This window comes from Streptomyces sp. NPDC026417 (genome assembly GCF_055567695.1).
In genome coordinates, this window is record NZ_JBVHPY010000097.1 from 1 (window position 1) to 2,954 (window position 2,954).

Genomic DNA, 2,954 nt, shown 5'->3' on the forward strand with positions numbered 1-2,954 from the left:
GTCATCGACTTGTGCTCGCGCCGGCTGGCCGGATGGGCGATCGCCGATCACATGCGAACCGAGCTCGTCATCGACGCCCTGGCAGCAGCCGAGCGAACCCGCGGGAGTCTCGCCGGAGCGATCATGCACACGGACCACGGATCCCGGGCCTTGACCCCGAATTCTGGACACGGGTTATGCGGCTTTGGCCAGCGTAGTTGATGTTGTTGCGATTGCAGTTTCGTAGGCGATGGGGCTGCGGTGTCCGAGGCAGGAGTGTCGGCGTCGGGTGTTGTATCGGTGGAGCCATCGGGAGGCGTCGAGGCGGGCTTCGCGCTCGCTGGGCATCTCTTGCGGGCGTGGAGCGTCTCCGAACCCGGCGACCTCGGCGTTGGAGGCACCCGCAGCGAATCGCTCCGCGGCCGCATCCAACCGGATCCGTTCGCGAAACGCCTGTCGTCCAGCCATCAGCCCCGCCCAAATGTTGATCATGGTCGTGTGGTGGGAACGCGTCTCGTGCAGCGATCATCGGCGACCGGAGGGCACCGGCCTGTCGGCTGGCGTGATCGCTGAACTCGTTGTTGGGGTAGGGCCATTGTGACACGAGCGGTACCAGGCCAAGCTCGCGCCGCCCTGGCCGCGGAAACGGGCTGTGAGAGGGCGTTTGAAGTGGGCAGATTGCCCTTTATGCCCTAGTAAGTGCCTCGCCAGGTGGGGGTGGTCTCGTCCGTTATGCGCCTGGTGAGGTTGTCGACGGAAGCGATGTGGATCATGGCTTCGGAGCTGGCGGTGAGGGTCTCGTAGTCGCGGGCCAGGCAGCGGTGCATCATGATCCAACTGATGCTTCGCTCGACCACCCAGCGTCTTTTCACGACGTGGAATCCGCGGGTGCCCGGGTTTCTGTTGACGACTTCGACATCGATTCCGAGGCGGGCGCCGTGCTCGACGACGGCGTTCTTGAAGCCGGTGTCAACCCAACTCTTGGAAATGGTCGGGTACTTCTCCTTCGCCTGGTCGAGGAGGCGCATTCCCAGGACGTTCTCCGAGAGGCCGGCCGCAGTGACGGTTACGGCAAGGATGAGGCCGATCGTGTCGGTGAGAATGCCGCGCTTCCTCCCGACGATCTTCTTGGCCGCATCCGTTCCCTGGCCGGTCAGGGGTACGTTAATGGAGGTCTTCACGCTCTGGGTATCGATCACGGAGGCGGTCGGCTCGGGCTTGCGCCCCTCCTTCACCCGGGCCCGTCCCGCCAGGTCGTAATTGAGCTGGGCAAAGATTCCTTCGTCCCGCCACGCGGCGTAGTAGGCATAGACGGTGCCATGGTTCGGGAAGTAGTGCGGGAGGTATTTCCAGGGATTCCGGTGCGGTTCACGTAGAGGATCGCGTGGAAGACGTCGCGTAAATCGACCTTGGCAGGCCGCCCGGTCGGCCTGCGGTCGAGCCGGGCCTTTCTCCAGGCCGTCAACGTCGGCTCGATCAGGCCCCATCGGGCGTCAGACAGGTCGCTGGGGTACGGCTTGCGCTCGCTCACAGCGTAGCGTGATCACGACTGAGACGGAGGACCTGGTTCCGCTGCTCACTAGGCGATTCCGTGGCATCTTCAAACCAGACGGACTTGCGGGTACAGAAGCTAACAAGACGCATGACCAAGCCTCCACCGGAGAAAGTCATTCGACGCCTACGGGATGAAAGCCCTCGAAGCAGGGCAGGAGCGAGAGCCGCATATAGGGCTTGACCTGCATAAACGCCCTCTAAGAGGTCGTTTCCTCCCATTGTTTCATCCCGGAATCTACGTTTGGTGGGTTTTTGCGGGCTCGCGCCAGGAGACGGTGCTCTCGCCGGTGAGGCGGCGGGTCATGAGGTCGGTCATGGCGAGCTGGATCATGGCCTCGGAGCGGGCGGGGAGGGCTTCGTAGTCGCGGGCCAGGCGGCGGTGGAGCATGAGCCAGCCATAGGTCCGCTCGACCGCCCAGCGCTTCGGAATTGGGGTGAATCCCCTGGTCCCGGGAATGCGTTGGGTGATTTCCATGTCAATACCGGGGGTGGCGGCGTGTTCGACAAAGTGCTGACGGTAGCCGCCGTCGACCCAGACCTTGCGGATGCCGGGATGGTCGGTGGCGACCTGGTCGAGCAGCCGGGTGCCGGCCACGGAGTCCTGCACGCTGGCCGCGGTGACCAGCACGGCGAGCAGGAGGCCGATCGTGTCGATCACGATGCTCCGCTTCCTGCCAACGATCTTCTTGCCTGCGTCCGTGCCCTGACTCGCGGCGGGGACGCTGGTGGAGGTCTTGACGCTCTGCGCGTCGATCACGCAGGCCGACGGGCTCGCATTGCGGCCCTCCTGCCGCCGCACCAACTCCCTGAGCAGGCCGTTGAGCTGGGCGAACACACCTTCCTTCTCCCACTTCGCGAAGTAGCCGTAGACCGTCTCCCAGGGCGGGAAGTCGTGCGGCAGATAGCGCCACTGCGCCCCGGTTCGATCCACGTACAAGATCGCGTCCATGATCTCGCGCAGGTCATGCTCGGGCGGGCGCCCGAAGTCCAGGGCCCGGCCGCGACGCTCGAAGCGCCAGGCCGCCAGTACCGGCTCGATCAACTCCCATCGAGCATCGGACAGATCACTCGGATATGGACGTCGCTCACTCATGCTCTGGACGTACCGTGCCGAGCCGAGTGCGCCCAGGCGCGCGTCACCGGACATGGAAGCACGGCGCATGAACAGGGCGTTTTGGAATGAGACAGGCGCAAGCCGCGTTCCATCCCAGCCCTCACCCCACCTGACCATCGAAACGCGCCCGCATCAGCAGCCGCACCAACACCACAGTTCCGCACCACAAGAACCCGGAGATAGCGGGGCGTTAGAGATGAAAACGACCTCTAAGTGAGCGTTTGATTCTGGTATTGGGTGGTTCCTGATGAAATCCAGGAGCCGGCTCGATCACTCAACGAAGTGATTCGCCGGAAACACGGCTTCT

Annotated in this window: 1 protein-coding gene and 2 pseudogenes; 1 reads left to right on the forward strand and 2 read right to left on the reverse strand. The window is 63.9% G+C overall.

What is annotated here, in order from left to right:
* Nucleotides 1–147 (forward strand): annotated as a pseudogene (locus ACZ4NT_RS39035) (DDE-type integrase/transposase/recombinase); the annotation flags it as partial.
* Nucleotides 148–671: 524 nt separating this feature from the next.
* On the opposite strand, the pseudogene ACZ4NT_RS39040 reads toward ACZ4NT_RS39035, so the two are convergent.
* Nucleotides 672–1,510: pseudogene (locus ACZ4NT_RS39040) on the reverse strand (IS5 family transposase).
* A 258-nt stretch (nucleotides 1,511–1,768) separates the two neighbouring features.
* A complete protein-coding gene (locus ACZ4NT_RS39045; protein WP_467730171.1) occupies nucleotides 1,769–2,626 on the reverse strand; it encodes an IS5 family transposase in 858 nt (285 codons plus the stop codon).
* Between the last annotated feature and the right edge of the window lie 328 nt (nucleotides 2,627–2,954).